Raw genomic sequence first — 19,254 nt, forward strand, 5'->3', positions numbered from 1 at the left:
GCTGCGACCGGGCTCATCCTCGCAGGTGCGGGGCAGACCGTCCACTCCGGCCAGTAGTCCAGGCCCGACCAGGCTCATCCCCGCAGGTGCGGGGCAGACAGATCCAGCGCGGACTCGGAAGCGATGATGGCGGGCTCATCCCCGCAGGTGCGGGGCAGACGTCCCACCACATCGGCACCGGCCACCTGCCACGGGCTCATCCCCGCAGGTGCGGGGCAGACCCGCCGTCGTGGATGGGTATTCCCCGCCAGTGGGCTCATCCCCGCAGGTGCGGGGCAGACGAGTACGGCGGGTTGTCTGCGGAGTTTGATCGGGGCTCATCCCCGCAGGTGCGGGGCAGACGTGGTGCCGGATAGTTCGATGTGGCAGAACGCGGGCTCATCCCCGCAGGTGCGGGGCAGACGAGGTGGTTGATGTGTCGTTGCGGACGGGGTGGGGCTCATCCCCGCAGGTGCGGGGCAGACATCAACGCCCGCATTGACGCACGTCCGGCGCTGGGCTCATCCCCGCAGGTGCGGGGCAGACGACGATGTGTAGCTTGCCGTCGAGCGCGGACGTGGGCTCATCCCCGCAGGTGCGGGGCAGACCTACGTGGTCTGTGCCACCCCAGGCTTGCCCGGGGCTCATCCCCGCAGGTGCGGGGCAGATCTGACCGCCGTCGCACTCGTGCCGCTGCCAGCAGGCTCATCCCCGCAGGTGCGGGGCAGACAACTACGGCAACGACGTCGGCCTCCACCGCTCCGGCTCATCCCCGCAGGTGCGGGGCAGACATTGGTGACAAGTGGCGCATCATGGGCGACGGGGGCTCATCCCCGCAGGTGCGGGGCAGACGCGCGGGCTGCTGTGGTGGCTTCGCCGCGTGAGGGCTCATCCCCGCAGGTGCGGGGCAGACGTTGTGTTCACGTTTCCTAGTTTTGGAGGTTTGGGCTCATCCCCGCAGGTGCGGGGCAGACTTCGTCAGGTTGGTGGCGATGGTGGGGAGCATGGGCTCATCCCCGCAGGTGCGGGGCAGACTCACTGACCCGCCTTGACCAGCGACTACCGAGGGGCTCATCCCCGCAGGTGCGGGGCAGACCTGACGGTGATTGACCCGGAGGGGTTTGAGGAGGGCTCATCCCCGCAGGTGCGGGGCAGACTTCATCGAAGCTCGCACCGATATCGTAAGCAGCCGGCTCATCCCCGCAGGTGCGGGGCAGACTCGTGGAATCCCCCCACCCGGTTTTTGACGGCGGGGCTCATCCCCGCAGGTGCGGGGCAGACTGCCTTGTTGCCTGCGTACTTGGCAACCTTGGGGGCTCATCCCCGCAGGTGCGGGGCAGACCTGGGCTTCAAGCGCGGCGATACGGTCGTCGCGGGCTCATCCCCGCAGGTGCGGGGCAGACGGGTTGAGGCGGAGGGCTGGCAGGGTGCCGTAGGGCTCATCCCCGCAGGTGCGGGGCAGACCCTTGGCGACCAGCAACGTTGCACTGGCTGAAGGGCCTTTGGAGACAACTCCATTGAGCCATCCTGAATGTACCCCGCGTGTGCGGGGAGTAGTAAAGCCGCCTTTTTACTACGGCTCATCCCTGCTGCGCAAGGTCTGATCGAGAATCATACTGTACGAGAAAATCCCATCAGTCGTTGTTCCGCTAAATAGTAAAAAGGCGGTTCTGCGAATCCTTTCTCTGTACGCTCGTTGTTAACACCCATTCAACCGGAGTTCAAATGACAAATTCGCCGAGCATGTCCGACTGTCGGGACCAGACTTTGACCGCAATCAACTCTTTCGTCGACAGACTGAGCCCGCAAGCTCGGTCACTTTGGGCGAAGTCGGGCGATGAAACCGGTCATCTCAGCTTGGCTCAGCATTTGATCGACTCCGCCTGCGCCGCTGCGGTGGTTTATGACAATTGGGTTTCAAACTCCCTCAAAGAGAATCTTGCCCAGAATCTGAAGCTGTCGGTTGAGGAAGTACGGCTTCTCTACATTTGGCTAGCAGGCCTGCACGATTTAGGAAAGGCCACCCTCACTTTTCAGGGGCAACTTGATCCCAAACCCGAGTTCAGGCACCTTCTCTCAAACGTCGCAGATGCTGGACTCCCCATCGCGATGAGCGAGCTTGAAACGGCCAGAAAGTCGATGCCTCACAGTATTAGTTCGGGATTAATTCTTCGCAACTGGTTGGAGCAGGAAGGCTATCCGCGTCGCCTTACCAACTGGGTGTCGTCGACAGTTGATGCCCACCACGGGGTGGCGTCTGGCGAAGAGCGCAACGCAATCGGCAACGTACTCTCCGGGTATCCCAACGAGTGGCGCGCAGTCCACAACGAAATCATCGACGCGATGTCAGAAACCCTCGGCGTTCACGATGTGCTGCAGTCGCTGAAGTCGCTACGAAACCCTCTCGCCGCGGAAGCCCAAATCCTCACGGGGCTTATTGTGATGGCTGACTGGATTGCATCGAATCCCGAGGCATTCCCCATGGTCGTTTCTGGCACTCAGGCACAGCGGGTGGAATCTGGCATGCGCGCAATCGATCTCACTGGCCCCTGGAAACCTGCAAAATCAGATGACGATGCTCACGCCTTGTTCCGGGATGCATTCGGTTGGCCATCGGACTTTGCGGCGAGGCCGGTCCAGGAGGCAATCGTCGATGCAGCAAAAGCTTGCACTGAGCCAAGTTTGATCATCCTCGAGGCGGAGACTGGTGTCGGCAAGACAGAGGCCGCGCTGGCGGCTGCGCAGGTCATCGCCGCATCCGTTGATGCCCAAGGGGTCTACTTTGCTGCCCCGACGATGGCTACGGCGAACGGCCTTTTGGAACGCACCATGAACTGGGCCCGCAACACGACCGAAACGGGTGCGGTCTCATCGCTTTACCTCGCCCACTCCAAGAACCAGCTCTCCAAACCCTTTCGGGATCTGCGGTTTAGGGATATCAACGAGGACGCTGACGACCCCTCAACGAACGGCGAAGTCGTTGCCAGTTCTTGGATGAGCGGCCGCCGGCGCGGGCTCCTCTCAAACATCGTGGTTGGCACCGTCGACCAGGTGCTCATGCTTGCGTTACGTCAGCGGTATTCGATGCTCCGTCACGCTGCGCTCGCTGGCAAGATCATCATTTTCGATGAAATCCACTCATATGGGGCCTACACATCCGACTACCTCGCTACGACACTGGAGTGGCTCGCGCATTACGGGGCGACGGTCATCATGATGTCGGCAACCCTGCCCTCTGCAGAACGCGAGAAACTCATCGAGGCGTACACCGGAAACCCCGTTGAAGAGCACTCGGATGCCTACCCCCTCATCACCGCCGCCAGCGAAAACTCTCTGCGGTATGTCATGCCAGCGCAGAGCCCAACGAATCTCGAAGCTCGCATCGCAATTATCGACGATGCGATCACCGCACTGGAAGAACTCCTCGAGCAACTGCTTATCGACGGCGGCGTCGCCCTCGTCATCTGCAACACCATCGCCCGAGCCCAGGAGGTCTACAGCACGCTCATCGCCGCTTACCCCGGCGAAGTCGAACTCCACCACGCAGGTTTTATGGCGTGGCAGCGCTCGGAAAAGGAAGATCAGCTGCGACAGGAACTTGGGCCGGACAGCCACCGAGGCGAAGGTAGGCCCTGGCGGAAGATTGTTGTTGCAACCCAGGTGGCGGAACAAAGTTTGGATATCGACGCTGATGTTCTTGTCACCGACCTTGCACCGATGGACCTCATCATTCAACGAATCGGCCGTCTCCACAGGCATGGGCGCCCGGAATCGGATCGTCCAGAGCAACTGCGAAAGCCACAGGTGTTCATCCGCGCAATCGAAAGTTTGGAGCCAGCTCCAATAATCAACTCGGGTGCTAACGCGGTATACGACCCCCTCATTCTGCTCAAAACATTGCTGCGGTTACCGAAAGAGTTCAAACGGCCTGACGACGTCGCCGCGCTCGTGCAATCGACGTACAGCGACGATCACGCGGTCCCGGCAGAATGGGAGGAAATCTGGATGCAGGCGTCGTTGCAAAGCGAACAGCGCATCGACCGAGCCCATCAGCGCTCGAAGTCTTTCCGGATTAAGTCGCCGTGGGACACCCGTCGGCTTTATGACCTTTTCGGCGACCTCACTAAGGCAACGATTCAACTCGGTGAAGAAGAAAAGGGCGCGGCTCAAGTCCGCGACGCTGAACCAGCAGTGGAAGTAATTCCGATACAACAGGCCGGCGATTTTTACACACCCTTCGACCAGGAAGACAAGATCGTCGGCGAAGTTCCCCTGAGCTACACGCAGGCATTCCGACTCGCCTCAAGCACTGTCCGTCTGCCACTCAGAATGACTAGGTTCGACTCCGACTTTGAAGCCGTTATCGATGCTCTTGAGCGTTCCACCCCTATGGAGTGGAACGACCACTACCTCTTGAAAGGGCAGCTAGCCCTCGCCTTGGATGCGACGGGCGAAACGTGCATAGGCCGCTTCCGAGTCAGATACTCATCCGAACTCGGATTAGAAATCTTGAGCGACAGCAACGGTAGTGATGTCGAAAGACATTGTTAGATGAGAAGCACAACGCAACACAGACCATCACGACAAAACGAAGGAGGTTCGAGCAATGACCCAACATCCACAAACTGTGCGATCATTTAACTTGCTGGATGAACCATGGATCATTTGCACGACCAACGATGGCTCCGCAACGTTGAGCATCCGAGACATCTTCGACGGCAATGCAACACCCGTCGCAGTCCTGGGAGATTCACCGACCCAGGACTACGCCGTCCTTCGCCTGCTCCTTGCGATCTTCTGGAGAGCCCAGCACCAGTCCGTAACAAAACTGCTAAGCACCAAGGCTGGACGCCAGGATTTCCGGTGGGAGGACTGGTTCGTCGATAAGCGACAAGCGCTGATTGACGACGGACGCGACGAATCCGTCTTGGGCTACCTCGCTCAATACGAATCGCGCTTCGACCTGCTGCATGAGGAAACCCCCTTCATGCAGGTCGCAGGCCTTCATACAAAGAAGGGGACAATGAACGACGTCTCCCGCATTGTCCCAGATGCTGAACACAACTACTTCACCATGCGCACCCATGATGGACGATCGAAGCTTTCATTTCCGGAGGCCGCACGGTGGCTCGTGCACGCGCAAGCGTACGACTATTCCGGCATCAAATCCGGAGCTGAGGGAGACCCTCGAGTAAAAGGCGGACGAGGTTACCCCATCGGGACCGGATGGTCCGGGATGACAGGGGGCACCGTCATTCGGGGGTCCACGTTGCTCGAAACGCTGCTTCTGAACTCCACACCGGAAACCATCTATCTGGATAACGCAGACGATCATCCCGTGTGGGAACGGGAGCCAGATACTCCCAGCCAACGCAACGACCGAGCAGGAAAGCTCACGAAACCGGATGCGCCATCCCCGCACGGCCCAGCGGATCTGGCCACGTGGCAATCACGAAGAATCCGCCTGTTCACCGAAGGCGATTCGGTGGTAAATGTGCTTGTGGGCAACGGCGACCAGATACCGGATGCGGGGAAGAACATCTACGGCGACCCGATGACCCCATACCGGTACAGCCCCAACCAATCGAAGAAGGGGGTTGAAGCGTACTACCCGCGCCCGTACGACACGACGCGAACCATGTGGCGGTCCCTGGACGCCTTGATCGCCACAAGTTCCGATCCCGGTTTCGGCGGGAAGAATCTCGCCCCCAAACGACCCTCGAATTTGGAGAATTTATCTGCCGTCGCAGACGACCAAGGGATCGACGAAGTCGCTGACCTCCACATCGTTTCGATGGAATACGGGCCACAGAGCTCGACCGTGAGCACGATTGTGAGCGCCAACATGGGGCTTCCACTGCATCTGCTGCAGGACGACTCACTGTCCGCTGCGCACCGTCAATACGTGCGTGACGCAGCCGAAGCGACCAAAGACACCGCAATTTCACTCGGTTGGTTTGCTGGTCAACTCAAAGTCGCAGCAGGTGGGGAGTACGTCTTCGATGCCGACGCGGCTGACCGTCTGTACACCGTCCTCGAGCCGAAGTTCCTCACTTGGCTCCGCAATCTCGAGGCTTCTGAAATGGGCAAGGAAGCGACCGGTTGGCAATACGAAATCGAAAAGCAGGTGCTCCACATTGCCGACGAGGCCATCCGTGGCGCAGGACAACGGGCACTCGTTGGCCGAGTCGTCGACGCTCAAGATGACGACCCCGGGCGGATTGTGAATGCGGGTGCTCTCTACCGGCAGTTGTGCTACCGCCTGAGTAAGGACCTGCCTCTCATCAAACGAGACAAGCCAAACAACCAGCCCCGGAACATCCGGAACTCCGCGGAACAAGGAGAAACAGCATGACAAAACCTACGCTTCCCATCAGTATTGGGAGCACCGCTTCCTACCTCCAGCGAAACTATCTTGACCGAGCCGAAACAGCAGCTGGCGCTGACGCACGGCGTGTACTTGCGGAGCTGCGCCAAAGCGCGGCACGCAGCTTCAGCACCGACCCGTTGGCACTGCAAAAGGTACTCATGCTTCTCGAGCCGCCTTTGAGCGATAAGGAGCTCGGCCGCGGGGATGCTCCCTCCCCATCGGAACTAGCGGCCTATAACGCGCTCACTTTGTTCGCCCAGCACATGCAGAGTGCAACTAAGCCAGTGCACACAACGGAATGCTCATTTGCCCGTGCGTGTGGTCGCTTGCAGACGTTGAGCGAATCCAACTCGATCAAACCCCGGTTTGACGCTATGCAGGCTGCGCGAGACGAGGCGTCCCGAGTGCTGCATCTGCGTTCTCTTGTGACGCTGCTCCGAAACAAGGAGCTCGCGTTCGACTACGGCAGTTTCGCCCGAGATTTGCGGTCGCTTCAGTACCCATCGCGCCGCGACGGTGTCTTGCTCCGTTGGGGTAGGGACTACGCAGTCGGAACACTTCGGCCCAAAGCACAACGCGCCGCAGAAGCTGAACGAGAAATCACTTCTCCCTTCGCCACCTCCTAGACGCATTCAAAGAGAGGTTCACCATGTCCCTCGTTATTGATATCCACGCGCTCCAAACCGTCCCGCCGTCCCTGATCAACCGAGATGACACCGGCGCACCGAAGTCCGCAATCTTCGGTGGTGTCCCACGTCAGCGCGTCTCGTCGCAATCCTGGAAGCGGGCCATCCGCCGCTACTTTGAAGACAACTTTGACGCTCAGCAGATTGGCGATCGCTCCAAGCGCCTTCCGGAGAAGATCGCCTTGCGGCTTATCGACGCAGGACTCGAGCGGGATGAAGCAATCAAACGCGTGGAGGACCTGTTCAAAGCAGCTGGCATCAAGACTGCGATTGACAAGCCGAAGAAGAACGACGATTCGGAAGACAAGCCCAGCCCGTACCCGCGCACTGGTTACCTGTTGTTCCTCAGCCAACAGCAGATTGATCGTGCGGTAGAGGAACTGCTCGCGCGAGAAGGCGAGAAGCCTTCCAAGGGCGATGCGAAGGCAATCCTCGACACGGATCACTCGGTGGACATGGCAATGTTCGGCCGCATGGTTGCAGACGATGCGGCCTACAACGTGGATGCATCGGTCCAGGTCGCGCACGCCATCGGTATCCACGGGTCGACCCCGGACTTCGATTACTTCACGGCGGTGGACGATCTTGCCGAGGAAGGCGAAGAAACCGGTGCAGGCATGATCGGCACGGTCCAGATGATGTCGTCGACAATGTACCGCTACGCAACAATCAACTTCGACGGCCTCAAAAAGAACTTGGACTCCGCTGATGCAGCTTCTCTTGCTGTCGAGCACTTCATTGAAGCATTCGTGAGCTCCATGCCCACCGGCAAGATCAACACATTTGCCAACCAAACCCTCCCGGAACTCGTCTATGTGGCCGTCCGCGACACCCGGCCGGTCTCCTTGGTCAACGCGTTCGAAGTTCCGGTCGAGGCAGAACAGGGCGCATCTCGCCGGAAGGTAGCGGTAGACCGTCTCGCACAGGAAGCACGTGACGTTGAGTCCGTCTACGGATTCAAGCCGCTCGCAGCATACGTCATGGGAATCGGCGAGACGGCCGACTCGTTCACCGAAATCGCAGAGAAGACCACGCTGCAGGAACTGACGAAGAACATCGGCGAAGTTCTCGACCGCGTCGTAGGTGACCAGTAATGACGCACTCCTTACTTCTCCTCCTCAAAGGACCGATGCAGTCCTGGGGCGATGAAAGCAGGTACAAAACGCGAGCCACAGCGACCACCCCAACGAAATCAGGGATTGTCGGCCTAATCGCGGCTGCTCAGGGGCGTCGACGGACCGACGACATCGAGGATCTTGCCAAGTTGCGTCTTGCAGTCCGCGTCGATCAATCCGGCAGCTTGCTGCGCGACTACCAAACCGCGCAGCCCTGGCAGACCCGTCCACACGACCCGGCGCAGCTGGTCACCCGCTACTTCCTTTCGGACGCAGCATTCGTAGCCGCCGTGGAACACGAGGATCGGGCACTGCTAGAAGACTTTTCGGAAGCACTCCGTAAGCCTGCCTATCCGCTGTTTATGGGGCGCCGCTCCTGTCCTGTGCACCCGGGGTTGGTGATCGGTGTGGAGGACTCCGACAATGAAACCGCACTACGGAACCATAAGACCTGGTACGCCACCGACATTCAAAAGCGACAGGCGCCGAAAGAGGTGTCGCTCGCGCTGTACCGCGATGCGAATAGTGCTGAGCCAGGTGCGATTCCGCGTCAGGACGTCCCACTTTCCTTCGGCCCCAAGCACCGGCGCTACGGGTGGCGGGATGTTGTTCGCTGCCATGATGTTGTGCTCAGCAACCCCCAGGGCGTCGAAACCTCCAACAGCACGGATGAGTTCTTTGAGGCGGTGGTTCGCGCATGACTACATTAACTCGTGTTTCTCTCAACCCCGCGCGTCGGCAGGGCGTGAAACTCCTTACAGACCCCCAAGCGATGCACGCTGCTGTTCGTGCGGCTTTTCCACCCGACATCTCTCAAACAGAAGCACGAGTGCTGTGGCGGGTAGACAAACGCCCGCATGAGCATGTGCTTTACATCGTCGGCCCGGAGAAGCCGACAGGAGCGCACATTGTTGAGCAGGCAGGCTGGGAAACACGGCCAGCTCAGTCGGCCGACTACGAGCGTTTTCTTTCTTCACTTATGCGAGGTCAGCGGTGGCATTTCGAGCTCGTCGCCAACCCCACGTACTCCGAACCGCGCGAAGGAAAGCGCGGAAAGGTGAAGCCTCATGTCTCTGCACGCGAACAGCTCAACTGGTTGTATAAGCAGTCCGAGCGGGCCGGCTTTTGCCTAGCACCGCGTATAGACGACAACGTCACCGACCAGGAACGCGCCCGGTGGAACATCGCTGACCAGCCGCAGGTTCTGGAACGGTGGACTGATGTCTTTCGGCGCGATAAGAGTGCCCGGAATGCTCCACCAGTTCGTATTTCGAAGGCGCGATTCGTTGGCACGCTTGAAGTTACCGATCCTGAGCGTTTACGGACCACCCTTATGCAAGGAATCGGCCGCGGGCGAGCCTACGGTTGTGGTCTTCTCACCCTAGCGCCGGTGAAATAGTGTCTCCGACGCCGCAAGAAGTACCGATCGCGAGACAAGCGCTGTCTCAGATGGGTAGCCGAATCTCGTTTCTGTACATCGAGCGGGCCACTGTTAACCGAGACGGCAACGCACTGACGATCACGGACCAACGCAGTGTTGCGCACGTCGCTGCGACACAGCTGGCCGTTCTGCTCCTCGGACCAGGAACCCGGATTACCTACGCAGCAATGGCGCTGCTTGGGGATGCAGGCGTATCAATCGTCTGGGTAGGGGAGCGGGGTGTGCGCTACTACGCGAGTGGTAGGCCACCCGCGAAGTCATCGCGAATGGCGGAACTTCAAGCTGAGATAGTCACGAATCAGAGAAAACGCCTCGCGTGCGCAAAACGTATGTACAGCCTACGTTTCCCTGGAGAAGACCTCACTGGGCTTTCCATGGCGAAGCTCCGGGGCAGAGAAGGCGCACGGATGAAGAAGGTGTACGCAGACGAAGCGGCGCGCACTGGTGTCAGCTGGAACCGGCGTGCGTACGACCCTAATGATTACGATTCTTCTGATCCGATCAACCAAGCGTTGACCTCTGCGAACTCGGCACTGTACGGCATCGCACATGCGGTAATCGCAGGGCTCGGTTTTGTGCCTGCGCTCGGGGTTGTGCACAACGGAACTGACCGTGCGTTTGTTTACGACATCGCTGACCTCTACAAGGCGGAGGTTGCAATTCCTGCAGCATTCGATGCTGTCGCCTCTGGTGAGATGAAACCCGGCGTCGCGGTAAGGCGGCTCGTCCGCGATGCCGTTGTCGACAAACGCCTCATGCCGAGAATGGTGAACGATCTCAAATACGTGATGGACGCGACCGAAGATCACGCGTATCCAGATGCGGAACTCTTTCTCTGGAGCGAGCTCGAAGTAATCGCTGCTGGTGTGAACTGGTCGGAAAACGAGATCGCACCATGATGGTTTTGGTAGTCAGTGCATGCCCAGCAGGTCTGCGTGGAGACCTCACCAAATGGCTGATGGAGATCGCGCCCGGCACTTTTGTCGGCGAGCCGTCCGCGAGAATCCGTGAACTGCTCTGGCAACGAACGACGGAACTGGTCAAGGATGGCCGCGCGTTGCTGGTCTATTCCAGCAACAACGAACAAGGGATGGAGTTTCGTACGCATAGGTACGACTGGGTTCCTACTGATTTTGACGGTCTCACGCTCATGGTGCGGCCCGGCACTCCGAACTCCCACGCGCGTCGAACTGGCTGGAGTACCGCTCGTCGCCAACGCAAGCGATACAAATCCGGATGATTTCCTACTCGAGAGTTCGAACCGCATCCGCTCGCTTACTCCACGTGTGGCAACTGTCGCTCCTGCGCCGCTAGCAACACCTCTCGTAGCTGCTCATCCACCGCGTAGATAAACATGCCCCGGGTGCCGCGCGTCATCAACACATTGAGCTCATTCTGGAGCAATTCCTCCCCGAACGACTCTCGCGAACCGTCTGCGAGCACACGGTTTTGCACAGCCTTCTTGTGCGCGGACTCCGACGGTTCAAAAACCACGCGGCCATTCCGGTACTTCACCGAGGGGCCAAGAATCACGCCGGCGTAGTTGAGGTCGAATCCCTGGATTGTGTAGGTAGAACCGATCTCGCCGATCGTGGCCGGGGTTTCAGACCACGCCTTGCGGTAGGCAATTCGGCGTTCTTTGCGCTCTTCTCGTAATTGGAGGTTCCACGGGCGTCGCAGACTGCCTGACTCGTGCTCCACATCGACGTACCACCAACCGTCCGGGTCATCTTCGTTCTTCTTAGCGGCGCTGTACGGCCAATCGTAGGTGGCGATTAGGCGGGACAGGTTGTTCTCGACTGCAGAATCCTTCTCACGAATCGCCTTATCGAGGTCAGTCGGGTTTGAGAAGACACGAAGGTCGTACCCTTTCGAGTCGTTGCGCATCGGCAAAATCAGCCCGTCGTCAACAAACGTGCGAATCCAGGCAATCGTCTTCGGGTCGGCGTTCAACCGCATTTGGTTGGTCAATCGGATCGGCTGCTGGGCCATACGGTCAGCGAAGTAATCCTCAACCGGCACCTCCCAGTGCTGCGGCGTCTCCAAAGTCTGCTTCGGGTCGTAAACAGCGATAACCACCTTGGCGCGATCCAAGATTGCCTCGATCTGCGGTTGATCGTGGAAATAACCGAGCGCCTTTTGGGTGAGCAGAAGGTGGGCTTCGTCGATGAGTACCACGTCCGCTGGATCGTCGGGGGAGAAGCGGTTGATGAACTGGGTGGGGCTGTACACGCGCTCCCTGTCGCCGCCTTTGCGGGAGTCGGGGATACTCGCCTTCTTGATGATTTCCTTGTACACCGCCAGTTGCCCGCCATCGTTTTTATGGCCTGAGACCAAGTATCCGTCGATGCCGGTGCCGTCTATGTCGAGCCCAGCAGCCAGAGCACGGAAGCGCTCGTCCTCGTCTTCGACGCCCATCATGATGCCGTTGAAGATGCTGCTGATGAGTACGGTCTTGCCGGACCCGGCCTCACCGGAGACCAAGATCAGTTTGTGGTCCAACGGATCGTCGCCGACACCTTCCTCGAGCGCGTTGTTTACCGCCTCAAAGATCTGGTTCTGCGCACTCAACTGTTCCTCATTGAGCTTCTGAAAAGGCGAGGCCTTAAAAATTGCCGAGGAGGTAATCGCTTCCTTGGACTCGAAGAGCTCTGGCTCAACCCCGTGGAGCTCTTCCCAAACTTCATCGAATAGCCGGTCCAGGTACTCGTAGGTGAAGTAGTCGCGCTGCTCGTTCGTACGACGGTTGTTGCGTCGCTCAACTGACTTGCACGACTCCAAGTAGTGAAGGAACCGGTTCTCCACGTCAAGGGTGAGGGATTTGTTGAAGTACGGGTGGCCGATCACGTACATCTCCGCGTCCTCCGCGTCGCTGAATTCCCTCCAATCAGGACGCGTCTTGATGTCCTGAAAGAGGTGCTGGCGGGTGCGCTTCTTAATATCGTTGGTCTCGCCGACGTACACCTTGTACCGGTACCCGTGTTCGTACTTGCGGCGGCTGCGAACCACGTACACGGTGGGGAAGTTCAACTGGTGAGTAATCCAGTCCGCGCGCTCGTCTTCGGAGCGCTCGCCGTAGGCCGTCTCTAGGCTGGACGCGAATTGGTCGTCGTACCGGACTCGTTGGATAAACGGCTTGGGAAAAGCGTCCACAGGGTATGCCTCATCTGCGTTTCGCGGGGTGAGGACATGTCCGGTGGGGAAGTCCGTTGGGCCCGAAAGGGTCGGGTCAGTTCAACAGGGCGCGCAGAGCCTCCCGGGTCTGCGCATCTGGTGAGTACAAAATGGTACCGATCATCCCGCGCGTCAGCAGCACTTTGTACACATGGCGCACCAGCAAATCGAAGTCATCGTCGGACACCGTTTTCGGATTACGAAAGTGTGGGTCTTTATTGGCTGACCGAACAGTTTCAAAGCGCCCGTCACGCCACACCAAGTCCGGCCCGATGATGACTCCCGCCCAGTCGAACTCGAAGCCTTGCGCGGTGTACACGCACCCGACTTGGTCGAAGCCACCCTCTTGCGTCGCCCACAACGCGGCCGGGGGAGCGGTCCCGACACGTCTATCCTCCTTGTTGTTCCACGGACGGGTCCAATCACCGATCACCACGTCGTCAACCAGGCCATCGCGTTTGGCGTCCGACCATTTCCAGCAGTACCCTGCGGAAATTCGGGCGGTGTAGCCACCGTCGTTCCACTCGCGCAGGCGCCGTTCAAGCTCCCACGGGGAATCAACTACCTCCACCACAAAAGGGTCGTCTTCGGGCAACGCGGCTTCGAACGGAACGCCGTCGGTTAGCCCGAGCACCTGCTCGACCCACTCCACGTACGCAGCGGATCCTCCACATCGGAACTGACCGTCCAGATCGATGCGCACAACGTCGTGCCCCTGCGCACGCGCAAACGCTTCGATATCGCGCGCCGTTCCTAGCTCGCCCTTGCGCACCACCTGGTGGTCGTCGAGCAGGAATACCGGAACACGAGCGGCAGAGATGAGCTCGTCAATTTGCAGGCGGTCGCTCCGATCCGTGGCCCTGGTGAACCGATTGTTGGATGTCTCTCGGATACGGTGCGCTTCATCCGCGATCAAAACATCAATTTCGTTTGGCATCGCTTTGGTGAACGAGTTGAAGTATTTGAACAAACTCTGCGTGTCCTTGCTGCGGTGCCCCGCAACCTTGCGCAAGGTTTGCGTGAATGACCGAGACCCCGTCGCGTGTAAGACGCTTTTGCCCTCCCTGGCCAGCTCACCAAGCGCTGACAGCGCGATGGCCGATTTCCCGCTGCCCGGACCTCCGGACACCACGATGACGCGCTTCGCTTCCCCCGCCCGCTCAACCTCGTGCCTGATCATGTCCACCGCCAGCTGCTGGTTTCCTAACAGGATGAACTTCTCGCGGTCACGCACCTCGTCCGCAGCGATTTGCATCAACTTGGTGGACGGTCGGACGCTCGATGTCAGCAGCACGTCGGCGCTTCCCGCGCCACCGAGTCTCTCCCGCAGATGAGCACGCAATGCTTTTCGACGCCCGCCGGTAAACACCCGGGCCTCCGCAGCGCCGACAATCTCTGACACATCGTCGTCACTCTCTGCGCCATGGAGATAGGCCACTGCGTCGACCCAGTCCTCATGACCGTGCAGATTGACTAGGTAGTTGGTGAGGTACCGCCGATATCCGTCGACTTGCTTAGCCGGGTGAAGCACCGGCCCGGGAAGCCCAGGCACAGAAACCAGCGCGTCATCGCCTTCGAATGGCTCCGCCGCACTCCATTGCTTCAACTCCACAACGACGAACGACGGGTTCCCAGTACCAGGATGCGTGCCCGCGAGAATAACGTCGGCACGCTGCGATGTGAGGGGCAGCCCGAATTCGAGCAACACGTCGACCCCATCCAGGCCCGCCGCTGCGAGGTCGTCCGCCAGCGCCGGCAAGCTTTTGCGCCAAGAACGCTGTTCCGCTTGCCCAGCAGCGGCCCGGGAGTCGCTCATATACTGCTGCAGCATCGTTTCCACCAGCGAGTCGGGATCCTGCGCGACCCGCACGAACTCCCGAGCGTTCAGGCACAAGCCCGACATGACAGCCTCCGTGCACGGCAAATCGTGCGACGTGGAGGCCTATCTCACCGGCGGAAAGAAGCCTGTCGAGGTCGCGGTTTCCTCCGCGAGGGTAGCAGGGGCGGCCACTGGGCCGCAGGGGCATCTAGTGCCTGCGTTTCACGTGAAACATCGCCGAACCCGACACACCCGCCAACCGTCTAGACACACACGCAACAATGGTCTATATTCATCGTTGCGAACCCTTTCGCCCACGGTCCACCCCCCGAGACCGGTAGAGCACTCACCCACCCCCCCCCATTTAGAGTGCGAGTAGGCGAAAGGGTTCCGCTTTAGAAACTGGAGCTGCCGCCGCCGGCGCTGAAGCCGGAGGAGGACACGTTGCTGGAGCTGGATGCCTGCGCGGCCTGCTCCGCCTGCACGTTGGATTCGTGCCAGCTGTGCATGTGCACGTACGGCACGTACCCGCCATACCAGAACCCGGACTCGTACACCGCGGGCGCCTCGAGCTTTTCGCGCTCCTTCACGTCGCTGAACTGCTTGTGCTTCACCTGGTCCAGGATCACCCGGTAGTCGCCGAGTACGCGCACGAAATCGTCCAGGAAGGTGGGGGAGGAGGGGTCCGCGTCGAGGGCCTCGATGCGCTGCATCAGCAGATCCAGCTCCCGCCGCAGGCCCTCGTCCTTCACGTCCGAGCGGGCGCGCAGCACGTCCTCGCGGATGGTACTCAGGTCCGCGCGGCGGGTTGCGGGGTCGCCGTGCTCGACGGCGAAGAGGCGGTCGATGTTGTCCTCGGCGTTGGAGACGTGGTTTACGGATTCCGCGGCGTCCGCCAGCTGCTTGCGGTGCTCGTAGACCTCCTTTTCGTCATCCATGCTGATGGCGCTCAGACCGCCTGCGCCGTGCACCAGCTCGTTGAGCCCCAAGAACCGGTCGCGCACCTGCGCCCACTGGCGCCGCAACGTCTCGTCCGCGAATGCAGAGGACAGCGAGTTCGCTCGCACGTCCACCTCGTCCAAGCGCCCGGCGAGGCGCGTGTATTCGCTGGTGACAAGGTCGTAGTCCTCGCGCGCCTTTGCTATTGCCTTCCGACGCCTGCTCCGCGCCGCAACCGCAAACGCCCCGATGGCCCCCGAAGCGCCTGCGCCGGCCGCGCCGAGCCCTATCGTCGCGCCCGTCTGGTCGTCCTCCGCGCCATCGACCCGGCGCTGCGCCAGCGTGTCGGCGCTCATCGCCAGGTTCGCGGTGCGGAACAGCCCGGAGGGGATGTTGCCGTCTTTCACGCCGTCCTTCACGGCATCGAGAAGCGACTCGCGGTAGGAGTCGTCGTCGAGCATGAGGGTCTCGGTCACGTCGTCGCCGCCGTAGATGAACGCCTGGCGCGGGTCCAGGCCAACGCCCACGATAAGCACGCCGTCGGCGGGGCGGCCGTTCTCGCCCTTGGACTGGTCGATCAGCTCCGGGTACTGCGAGCGCAGCAGCTCCTCCACGTCGTCAAGGATGTTCTCGTGGTTGGTCTGGAACACCATGTAGTGGAAGTCGGTGACCACGTCGGGCGCGTCGATGTTCGCGGTGTCGCGCAGGAGGCGCTCGCGGTCCTCGGGGGAGAGGGCGCCCTGCGGGTCGTCGATGGTCGCGCTCGGCGCACCGGCGGTTTGCACGGTCACCTGGTCCAGCTCCGGCACGTCGACGGTGTTGTAGCCGACGGCCGCGCCGCCAAGGCCAACAAGGGCGGAAATACCCACCACTGCGGCGATTTCGTTCAGGGAAGCCATAGGGCCAGGTTAGTCCTAGAACGGCTCCGACACAGCCCGAGAGATCACCACTGCGTTCGGCTCGATTTGCTCGCGCAGCTGCCTCTCGACGTCCTCCGGCCCGTCCGACGTCAACAGCCACCCTGCCCACGCTTCCTTGCCTGGGGAGAAGATGCCGTCGCCCTTGCCGATGATGTTCAGCGTGGCGTCCCGCAGCCACAGCGGACCAACCACCGAGGCGTGTTCGGTCCCCTCCAGCGGCGCGACGTACGGCTGGTAGGCAACGGCGTTGAGGTCGGCGACCGTGGCGTCGAAAAGCTGCTGCGCCAGGAGCACGTGGGGCGAGGCACCGAGGTAGACGATGGTGGTGAGCGAGAGGGCGCCGCGCGGCTCGTCGCGGAGAGTGAGGTTGGTCAGGCCCCCGAGGGTGGCGGGGAAGCGGGTGCGTTCGGTGTGGTCCTCGAAGAAGAACTGCTCGATGGCGGTGTCGCGGTTGGTGGTGGCGAAATCCACGAGCGCGTTGAGCTCGTAGAGTTGCATCGTCTCGGGTGCGGGCAGGTTGTCGTACGCCGCTTGGCAGCGCAGATCCCAGAGGAAGAACTCGTCCTCGATGGGGTGTGGGTGCGGGGATACCGCGGCGATGACCGCGCCGCTGGTTTCAATGCGCTGGCGGTACAGAGCGTACGCCTCGTCGAGGTCGTGCTCGTGCGCCACAAAGTGGGTGGTAACGATCTCGAATGACATGCGGTCGAGGGTAGCGGAACGTTTCACGTGAAACACGGCAAAGAAAAACCGCCCCGGAGGGCGGTGCGGCGTTTCGTCGGGGATTACCGGGCGGGTTCCGCCGAAGGGGCGTCGGTAAGCGGTTGACCCTTGATCTTGCCGCCGGCGAGCTTGTTCACGATGAGCGCGATGGCGCCGTCGCCGGTGACGTTGGCGGCGGTGCCGAAGGAGTCGACCACGATGTAGGACGCGATCATGAGGGAGACCATGGACTCGTCGAAGCCGAGGTTGGACTGCAGCAGGCCCACAGCCGCCATGATGGCGCCGCCGGGGACGCCCGGGGCCGCGATCATCATGATGCCCAGCAGAAGGATGAAGCCGATGATCTGGCCGCCGGTGACGTCCAAGCTGGCCATGTAGACGATGGAGAGCGCGTACAGCGTGATCTTCATCATCGATCCGGACAGGTGGATGGTGGCGCAGAGCGGGACAACGAAGCCGGCGACTTCCTCCTCCACCTTGTTCTTCAACGTGGACTCGTAAGTGACTGGGATGGTGGCGGCGGAGGACGACGTGCCCAGCGCGGTGAAGTACGCGGGGAGCATGTTCTTCAGCGCGGTAAAGGGGTTCACGCCAGCGACCGCGCCCGCCAGGAGGTACTGCAGGAGGACAATCACGAGGGTCATCACGATGGAGAGCACCAGCACGACACCCATCGCGGCCATGGTGTCGCCGAAGTTCTCGTTCATGCCCAGGTTGAGGAAGGTGCCGAAGATGTAGATCGGCAGCAGCGGGATGACAAAGGTGGTGACCACCTTGAGCACCATCGCGTTGAGCTCTTCAAGCACGTTGTAGAGGTTGTCGGACTTCACGGCCGTCATGGACAGGCCCACCACGAAGGCCAGCAGGAGCGCGGACATCACCTCCAGCGGCGGCGGCATCTCGACGCTGAAGTACGGCGTGAGGCCGCCCGCTTCCGGGTCGGCCACGTCCGTGACCAAGCTCTTACCCGCCAGCAGAGTGGGGTAGAGCGCGGAGGCCGTGCCCCAGGCGATCAGCCCGGAGATAATGGTGGAGCCGTACGCCACACCAGCGGTGATGCCGAGCCACTTCCCGGCGCCGCGGCCCAAGCCCGCAATCGCGGGGGCGATCAGCGCGAAGATGAGCACCGGCACGAAGAAGCCGAGGAAGTTGGAGAACAGACCGTTGAAGGTGACAAAAACGCGCGCGAGCCAGTCCGGGAAGAACAGGCTGCATATGTACCCGAGGACGATCGCCACAACCACCCAGAAGAGCAGCGAGCGCAAGAGCTTGTTTTTCATGTGTCCACAGTAGACAGTGGTTTTGCGCCAAACGGCAATTTTGCGCGCTTTTCTTTCGTCTGCGCACCGGTCGTATGCTGGATGCCATGAGCCCGTTTGAGAATATGAGCACCCTCAACGTCGTCGTCGGCATCGTCTTCATCGTGCTGACCCTGCTGCTGCTCATCCCGGGCGCGCTGGCGTCCACCGGCAAGCTGCCGGGCAACAAGTGGTTCGGCCTCCATGTCCCCGCCGTGCGCAAGGACCGCGGGATCTGGGACCAGGCCCACAAAGTCGCCGGCCCCTTCTGGGTGCTTGCGGGCGTCGCTCTCGCCTTCGGTGCGGCGTTCGCCTTCATCTCGTCTGGGTGGATGTGGCTCCTCCCGGCCGCGGCACTCGTCGCCGCGGTTGTGGCCGCCTCGCTCGGCGGCAACTTCGGCGCCCGCGCCGCCGCCGCTGTCGAGCAGGCCCGCGAGAAGCAGGCGGAGGAGCCCAAGCCCGCGGTAAACATCGATGCCTTGCGACGAGCCGCCGGCCGCGCCGACGAGCAGAAGTAGGCTCCCGTGGGTTGGCGTGAAGCGATCCTGACCATCCTGCGCGAGGCGGGGGAGCCCATGGCCTACAAGGACATCGCCGCGCAGATCGTGTCCCGTGGTTTGGTGGACGCCCCGGACATCAACCCGGAGATAGCTACCCACGCCGCCATCACGGGGCTGAAGGTGGACGGCGTTGTCGCCGCCGCCCCGCGCGGCCAGTACCAACTGGCTGAATAAAATCCGCCCCGGTGTTTCTGCTCCGCTATAGTTGTCACCTGTGACGTGTACGACTT

The 19,254-nt window shown here is 60.9% G+C and carries 15 protein-coding genes and 1 CRISPR repeat array (1 of these 16 only partly in view); of the genes, 10 read left to right on the forward strand and 5 right to left on the reverse strand.

What is annotated here, in order from left to right:
• A CRISPR array of direct repeats spans positions 1-1,443; the repeat unit is 29 nt; unit sequence GGGCTCATCCCCGCAGGTGCGGGGCAGAC (it extends 113 nt beyond the left edge of the window).
• A 303-nt stretch (positions 1,444-1,746) separates the two neighbouring features.
• The 8 genes from cas3 to cas2e are packed head-to-tail and all read left to right on the forward strand — an operon-like array spanning position 1,747 to position 10,831.
• The gene (cas3, locus tag CUREI_RS10935) at positions 1,747-4,530 is read left to right on the forward strand and encodes a CRISPR-associated helicase Cas3' (protein ID WP_236627214.1); all 2,784 of its coding nucleotides are present in this window, start codon (positions 1,747-1,749) and stop codon (positions 4,528-4,530) included.
• 55 nt (positions 4,531-4,585) lie between these two features.
• Positions 4,586-6,334, forward strand: coding sequence for a type I-E CRISPR-associated protein Cse1/CasA (gene casA, locus CUREI_RS10940; RefSeq protein WP_038613480.1), 1,749 nt, complete (start codon positions 4,586-4,588; stop codon positions 6,332-6,334).
• Positions 6,331-6,975 carry a type I-E CRISPR-associated protein Cse2/CasB gene (casB, locus tag CUREI_RS10945; protein ID WP_051952360.1) on the forward strand — a complete coding sequence of 215 codons (645 nt, stop codon included), beginning with the start codon at positions 6,331-6,333 and terminating at the stop codon, positions 6,973-6,975. The genes casA and casB overlap by 4 nt, the downstream gene beginning before the upstream one ends.
• A 23-nt stretch (positions 6,976-6,998) precedes the next feature.
• Complete coding sequence (gene cas7e / locus CUREI_RS10950; protein ID WP_038613482.1) at positions 6,999-8,129, forward strand: type I-E CRISPR-associated protein Cas7/Cse4/CasC; 1,131 nt, start codon at positions 6,999-7,001, stop codon at positions 8,127-8,129.
• Positions 8,129-8,851, forward strand: coding sequence for a type I-E CRISPR-associated protein Cas5/CasD (gene cas5e, locus CUREI_RS10955; protein WP_038613484.1), 723 nt, complete (start codon positions 8,129-8,131; stop codon positions 8,849-8,851). The genes cas7e and cas5e overlap by 1 nt, the downstream gene beginning before the upstream one ends.
• Positions 8,848-9,549: a type I-E CRISPR-associated protein Cas6/Cse3/CasE gene (gene cas6e, locus CUREI_RS12110; RefSeq protein WP_084768375.1), complete on the forward strand. Its 702-nt coding sequence runs from the start codon at positions 8,848-8,850 to the stop codon at positions 9,547-9,549. Before cas5e ends, cas6e begins: the two co-directional genes overlap by 4 nt.
• Before the next feature lie 50 nt (positions 9,550-9,599).
• Positions 9,600-10,490: a type I-E CRISPR-associated endonuclease Cas1e gene (gene cas1e / locus CUREI_RS10960; protein ID WP_051952361.1), complete on the forward strand. Its 891-nt coding sequence runs from the start codon at positions 9,600-9,602 to the stop codon at positions 10,488-10,490.
• Positions 10,487-10,831, forward strand: a complete 345-nt coding sequence (gene cas2e / locus CUREI_RS12115; protein WP_084768378.1) for a type I-E CRISPR-associated endoribonuclease Cas2e — start codon at positions 10,487-10,489, stop codon at positions 10,829-10,831. The genes cas1e and cas2e overlap by 4 nt, the downstream gene beginning before the upstream one ends.
• Before the next feature lie 35 nt (positions 10,832-10,866).
• On the opposite strand, the gene CUREI_RS10965 is transcribed toward cas2e, so the two are convergent.
• From CUREI_RS10965 to CUREI_RS10985, 5 genes are all read right to left on the reverse strand, one after another.
• Positions 10,867-12,744, reverse strand: coding sequence for a DUF2075 domain-containing protein (locus CUREI_RS10965; protein WP_038613488.1), 1,878 nt, complete (start codon positions 12,742-12,744; stop codon positions 10,867-10,869).
• 76 nt (positions 12,745-12,820) lie between these two features.
• Positions 12,821-14,668 carry a DUF2075 domain-containing protein gene (locus CUREI_RS10970; RefSeq protein WP_038613491.1) on the reverse strand — a complete coding sequence of 616 codons (1,848 nt, stop codon included), beginning with the start codon at positions 14,666-14,668 and terminating at the stop codon, positions 12,821-12,823.
• 311 nt (positions 14,669-14,979) lie between these two features.
• Positions 14,980-16,422 carry a DUF5129 domain-containing protein gene (locus CUREI_RS10975; RefSeq protein WP_038613493.1) on the reverse strand — a complete coding sequence of 481 codons (1,443 nt, stop codon included), beginning with the start codon at positions 16,420-16,422 and terminating at the stop codon, positions 14,980-14,982.
• Between the two features lie 15 nt (positions 16,423-16,437).
• The gene (locus tag CUREI_RS12120) at positions 16,438-17,145 is read right to left on the reverse strand and encodes a hypothetical protein (protein ID WP_144242467.1); all 708 of its coding nucleotides are present in this window, start codon (positions 17,143-17,145) and stop codon (positions 16,438-16,440) included.
• 83 nt (positions 17,146-17,228) lie between these two features.
• Entirely contained in the window at positions 17,229-18,446 is a 1,218-nt protein-coding gene (locus CUREI_RS10985; RefSeq protein WP_038613497.1) for a dicarboxylate/amino acid:cation symporter, read from the reverse strand.
• Between the two features lie 86 nt (positions 18,447-18,532).
• On the opposite strand from CUREI_RS10985, the gene CUREI_RS10990 reads away from it, so the two are divergent.
• Both CUREI_RS10990 and CUREI_RS10995 read left to right on the forward strand, forming a co-directional pair.
• Positions 18,533-18,982, forward strand: coding sequence for an SdpI family protein (locus CUREI_RS10990; RefSeq protein WP_236627215.1), 450 nt, complete (start codon positions 18,533-18,535; stop codon positions 18,980-18,982).
• 6 nt (positions 18,983-18,988) lie between these two features.
• Positions 18,989-19,198, forward strand: coding sequence for an HTH domain-containing protein (locus CUREI_RS10995; protein WP_038613499.1), 210 nt, complete (start codon positions 18,989-18,991; stop codon positions 19,196-19,198).
• The last annotated feature ends 56 nt before the right edge of the window (positions 19,199-19,254 follow it).

It is taken from the genome of Corynebacterium ureicelerivorans (assembly GCF_000747315.1).
GTDB lineage: Bacteria > Actinomycetota > Actinomycetes > Mycobacteriales > Mycobacteriaceae > Corynebacterium > Corynebacterium mucifaciens.